The organism is Microbacterium sp. UBA3486, assembly GCF_002377845.1.
GTDB lineage: Bacteria > Actinomycetota > Actinomycetes > Actinomycetales > Microbacteriaceae > Microbacterium > Microbacterium maritypicum_A.
Window position 1 is genome coordinate 1 of sequence record NZ_DFQP01000079.1, and the last position, 5,312, is coordinate 5,312.

Consider the following 5,312-nt stretch of genomic DNA (forward strand, 5'->3'; position numbering starts at 1 on the left):
GAGGGTGCGCTGCAGGCTCCGCAGCTGGGTGCGCATGGTGGCGCGCAGCTTGGCGTTGAGGTTCGACAACGGCGCGTCGAGCAGCAGCAGACGCGGTCGGTGGGCCAACGCACGAGCGAGGGCCAGGCGCTGCTGCTGACCGCCTGAGAGCGCGGTGGCCGGGCGCTGCGCGAGATGATCGAGCTGCACGAGCTCCAGCGCCTCCATCGCCCGCTTGCGCGCTTCCTGCTTCGGAAGCTTCGAACCCGCGACCTGCAGCGGGAAGATCGCGTTGGCGAACACCGTCATGTGCGGCCAGATCGCGTAGTTCTGGAACACCATGCCGATGTCGCGCTTGTCGGGCGACACGTGCGCGGTGCCGGTCGACAGCACGTTGCCGTCGAGCGAGATGACGCCGCCGTTGCTCCGTTCGAGGCCGGCGACACAGCGCAGGGTGGTGGTCTTGCCGCATCCCGACGGGCCGAGGAGCGAGTAGAACGTCCCGGGCTCGATCGTGAACGTGACGTCCTTGACCACGGGGACGGCGGCGCCGTCGAGCTCATAGTCCTTCTTCAGGGCGTCGACGACCAGTCGACCGCCTCCGGAGCTGACCGTCATCGGAGTCCTCTCGTCCTTCGTGCTCGTGGTCGGATTCGTTCTGGATGTTGGATCCACTGCGATCGCCGCCATCATCGTCCCTCTCTCACGACAGAACCCGCCGTCTGCGGGGTGGCCGGGGCTCCCCAGGCTCGCGGCTTCTCGAAGAACACCACGACGACCGCGCACACCGCGAAGGCGATGGCCGAGAGCAGCAGCGACTGCGACATGGCCGCGGCCAGTCCGCTCCCGTCCTTCGCCGACAGCTCGCTCCCCGGGTGGATCGCCCCTGGCACGAAACCGGTGATGTGCGCGGCGAGCGTCACGTTCATCAGCACCGCCAGCAGCGCCGATCCGATCACGGACCCCATCTGCCTGGTGGTGGAGTAGACGCCGGATCCCGCTCCTGCTTGCGTGTGCGGCAGATTGCGAGTGGCCGTCGACGCGAGCGGACCGAACATCCCCGATACGCCGACACCCAGCAGCGCCGAGGGCAGAAGCAGGAGCCAGAACGGGGCGTCGATCGTCATCGTCGCCGCATACCAGGCCATGGCCACCGCCGAGATGACGAAGGCGGCGAAGGTGACCCACCGCGGACCGATCCGGTCGCTCAGCTTTCCGACGAACGGCCCGAGCACACCCGAGACGACCGCCATCGGTGCGAGCATCAGCGCCGCAAGCGTCGGGTCGAGGCCACGGGCGACCTGGAAGTAGAAGGCGAGGGGGACGGGCATGGCCGTGATGCCGACACCGACGAGGAAGATCGTGGCGTTCGCGACCGAGAAGTTGCGGTCGCGGAAGAGGCTGAGGGGCATGAGGGGCTCTGCACGATTGACGCGCTGCCACACGACGAAGAGCACCAGGAGCACGGCACCGGCGACGATGACGCCCCACACGGTGACCGGACCGAACATCACCCCCCAGTCGTAGACCTCGCCCTCCTGGATGCCGAACACCAGCAGGAACAGACCGAGTCCGGACAGCGCGACCCCCACCACATCGAAGCGGTGCGGGTGTCCTTCGAGATCGGGGACCAGACGCCAGGCGACGACGAAGGCGACGATCCCGACAGGCACGTTGACGAAGAAGATCCACTCCCAGCCGACGGTGTCGGTGAGCACGCCGCCGAGGATCGGGCCGACGAGCGTCGCGAGCCCTCCGACAGCGCCCCACGCCCCCATCGCCTGACCCCGACCGCGCGGCGGGAACACCCGCGCGATGATCGCCATGGTCTGCGGCGTCATCAGCGCGGCACCGAAGCCCTGCACGGCGCGAGCCGCGATGAGCATCTCGATGCTGCCCGCCAGACCGCACGCGAGCGAGGCGAGGGTGAACAGCACGAGCCCCACGAGATAGACCCGTTTGGGACCGAAGCGATCCCCCAGGCGACCGGTCACCAGCAGGGGGACGGCGTAGGCGAGCAGGTAGGCGCTGGTGACCCAGATGACCGTGGTCAGGTCGGCGTCGAACGCCGCGAGGATGACCGGGTTGGCGATCGCCACGATCGTCGTGTCGACGAGGATCATGAAGAAGCCGATGCACAGCGCCCACAGGGCCGGCCACGGCCTAACTGTCTGAGTCATGGATCACTTTCGGAGGGATCGTCAGGGGTCGGGAGCCGGTGTCCGTCCACTCAGCCCCTTATGTGGAGGACGGACACCGGAGTTTCCGGGAAGTGTTCAGCCTTCGGTGGCGGGGAGACCGACCACGGGTTCACCCAGCAGCGGGGTCGACACCGCGTAGATGCCGTGGTTGGCGAAGAGCCAGATCACGTTGCGGTCCCACTCCACGAAGATGCCGTGCACGGGGGCGGCGAGGTCGTCGTCGTCCTTGAGTCCGATCGGGGGGACGAAGTACGCGCCGACCTCGGGGTTCTCCGGATCGCGCACGTCGAAGATCTGCAACCCCGCGGCGTAGAACGCGTAGGGGATGACGCCGCCGTGCGGCGTGCCCGTGTTGGTGAAGTAGCCCGAGCGCTTGGGTCCGAACGACCCGCGGCGCTGCGCCCAGTCGGTGAACGCGGCGTCTGCCGGCGGCGTCGGGCGGGGCAGCGTGCGCACGACCCGCGGGTTCGTCGGGTCGCTCACGTCGATCTGATAGATCTCCTTGGCCGGCTCGTAGCAGTCGGTGTTCATCGGGTAGCCCGAGACGTAGACGTAGCCCGTCTCCTCCACCTGGGTGGTGTCGACGTTGTCGCCCTCGGTGCCGGCGACGCTGACCGGCAGGTGGCACCAGCCGACGTGGTGGATGTTCGCGGGATCCGACACGTCGAGCACGAAGAAGCCCTGACCACCCTGGGCGGCGTAGCCGTACTTCCATCCGGACTCGACCGAGCGCGGCAGGAAGATGCCCATGCGCGAGCCGAACCACGAGGTCTTGTTGTTCCAGCGCTCGTTGTCCGCGAGGTACTCGGAATCCGCCTCCTCCCCGGCACGCGACCCGGGCACCCACCAGTTCGAGAGCAGTTCGGGCTTCGCCGGGTCCGACACGTCGTAAGCCGCGTGTCCGGCGGTCCACAGCGTGGTCTTGTACGGCTGGTTGGTGAAGGTGTTGTCGGGCGCGGTCGCCACGAACAGGTACTTGTCGCCGTAGTAGACAGGAAGGTCGAGCACGCCGTTGCCCTCCTGGATCTCGTCCGGCCCGTGGTTCGGATCGGTCGAGACCTCGGTGAGGAGGGTCCAGTCGCGGGGGCTCGGGCCGTTCATCTCCCACGTGCGGAAGCCGCGCAGGCCCTCCCACTCCTTCAGCTGGCCCTCGACGGTGTCGTCGATCCACTTGTTGGCGACGCGCCCCTTGAGGAAGTACCGCGGAGTCTCGCTCGCCTGGATCGCGATGTGCTTTCCGAGCTTCTGGTTCCACTGCACCGTGGTGGCGCCGAACTGCGGGCGGGGGTCGTCCCAGCCCCACTGCTCCTCGTCGACGATCGTCAGGTCGCGAGGGTCGGTGATGTCGTAGAGCTTCCAGTGGTTGCCGCCGCCGTAGTGGAGCATGAGGCGACGGCCGTCCCAGTCGTAGATGCACTGCCACGAGTGACTGGTGTTCACCACGATCGGGTAGAACGCCTCGGCCTTGGCGTTGAGCGCATACGTCTCGGGGTCGCGGTAGTCGAGCTGGCCCGGCCAGTCGATGAAGACGTCGCGCGGGACGGACGGCGTGTGCGCCGGCGGCAGGAAGGTACCGTCGGGCTGCATGCCCCAGCTGGAGGGATCGGGATCGGCCGGTTCACCCTCGACGCGCTGGAAATCCTCCGGGCGGTACTTCTTCGCATCGGGCACGTAGGGAGAGCCGGCCATGTCGCCTCCATTGGCTGAATCGGGTGAGATCGTCACGACGTGGTGTCGTTCTCATCAGGTTCGTCCTGGTGAAGCGATGCTGTCCAATATCCATACGGGTCAGAGCTATGACCGTTCGGGCATATCAGCCGGCGAAGCGCGGCTCCGTCTCCGCGTAGTCCCGCTCGAGCTCCGCCAAGCGGGCGCCCTCTTCGCGCAGATGGGCCAGCAGCGCGGATGCCGCCGGCGACGGCGCCCGATCCTTCGGCACCGTCACGCCGACCGAGCGGCGGATGGAGCTCAACGGCGTGGGCAGGATCCGCAGCTCACGGTCGTCGACGGCGATGAACATCGGCAGCGCCGCGATCACGTCGGTCGAGATCAGCAGGGTGCGCAGTGTCAGCATGGAGGTGCACTCGACGCGGTCGGGCGGCAACGGCAGCCCCTCGTGGAAGAAGACCGCTTCGAGCTCGGCCCGGAGCGCCGTCTGGGCCACGGGGAAGATCCAGGGATACGCGATCAGCTCGGCGAGGGAGTTCGCCTTGACACCGCCGAGCACCGGATGCCCGGCCCGCGCGACCAGACGGATCGGCTCCAGGTGCAGTCGCTCCTGCTCGAGCCGCACCGGCACCGTCGGCGAGAGCCGCCCGACGGTCAGGTCGAGGTCGCCCGCGAGCAGCAGCTGCTGCAGGGTGTCGGGGGTGCCCTCGCGCACCACCACGGTCAGCCGTGGATGCTCGGCCTTCAGCGCCGCGATGGCCCGCGGCAGCAGCAGGTTGGAACCTGCGAGGTGCGTGCCGACGGTCACCGTGCCGAGCTGCCCCGACTGCAGCAGCCGCACCTCCTCCCCCGCGGCGCGCAGCTCGGCGAGCACCGAGCGGGCGCGCTCGATGAACGAGTGCCCGTATTGCGTCGGGCGCACGCCGCGCGGCAACCGTTCGAACAGCGGCACACCCAGCACCTCTTCGACCTCGCGGAGGCCGCGGGTGACGACCGGCTGGGTGATGTGCAGCGACTCGGCGGCGCGCACCAGAGTGCCTTCGTCGGCGATGGCGGTGACGAGGACGAGGTGGCGGATCTTGACCCGCCCGTCGAGCAGTCGATCGGTGACCATGATCCGGACTATAGCCGTACGGGCATGGCAGTGCATCAAGAGAGTATTTGTCGGCATCCCTCGAACGTTCCTAGCCTGAGCCCATGCCTTCCGAGACGATGACGCCTCCCCTCCGTGCCTCCGAGCAGGAGCGAGCGCCCCGCGCGATCCACAACATGATCGCCGGCGAGCGCGTGGAGGGCATCGCCACCTTCGCGAAGGTCAGCCCGGTCGACGGCTCGGTCATCGCCGAGGTGCACGAAGCCGGCACCGAGCAGGTCGACCGCGCCGTGGCCGCCGCGCGCGCCGCGTTCGACGGGCCCTGGGGACGGATGACGGTCGCGGAGCGCGCCCGTCTGCTGCGCGGTGTG

General features: G+C 68.4%; 5 protein-coding genes. 1 reads left to right on the forward strand and 4 read right to left on the reverse strand.

What is annotated here, in order from left to right; genetic code table 11:
* From B2869_RS11790 to B2869_RS11805, 4 genes are all read right to left on the reverse strand, one after another.
* A partial coding sequence (locus B2869_RS11790; protein WP_292766726.1) for an ABC transporter ATP-binding protein occupies positions 1–597 on the reverse strand: 597 nt, incomplete at its 3' end.
* Positions 598–668: 71 nt separating this feature from the next.
* On the reverse strand, positions 669–2,159 hold the full coding sequence (locus B2869_RS11795) for a DHA2 family efflux MFS transporter permease subunit (protein WP_292766729.1): 1,491 nt from the start codon (positions 2,157–2,159) through the stop codon (positions 669–671).
* A 96-nt stretch (positions 2,160–2,255) separates the two neighbouring features.
* On the reverse strand, positions 2,256–3,869 hold the full coding sequence (locus tag B2869_RS11800) for an LVIVD repeat-containing protein (protein WP_051671248.1): 1,614 nt from the start codon (positions 3,867–3,869) through the stop codon (positions 2,256–2,258).
* A 124-nt stretch (positions 3,870–3,993) separates the two neighbouring features.
* A complete protein-coding gene (locus tag B2869_RS11805; RefSeq protein ID WP_029260764.1) occupies positions 3,994–4,962 on the reverse strand; it encodes a LysR substrate-binding domain-containing protein in 969 nt (322 codons plus the stop codon).
* A gap of 83 nt (positions 4,963–5,045) precedes the next feature.
* On the opposite strand from B2869_RS11805, the gene B2869_RS11810 reads away from it, so the two are divergent.
* On the forward strand, positions 5,046–5,312 hold a 267-nt coding region (locus B2869_RS11810), incomplete at its 3' end, for an aldehyde dehydrogenase family protein (RefSeq protein ID WP_292766733.1).

Excerpts from the sequence above, each read along its gene's own strand:
- B2869_RS11795 (WP_292766729.1), bottom strand. The coding sequence starts at position 2,159 with ATGACTCAGACAGTTAGGCCGTGGCCGGCCCTGTGGGCGCTGTGCATC.
- B2869_RS11800 (WP_051671248.1), bottom strand. The coding sequence starts at position 3,869 with ATGGCCGGCTCTCCCTACGTGCCCGATGCGAAGAAGTACCGCCCGGAG.
- B2869_RS11805 (WP_029260764.1), bottom strand. The coding sequence starts at position 4,962 with ATGGTCACCGATCGACTGCTCGACGGGCGGGTCAAGATCCGCCACCTC.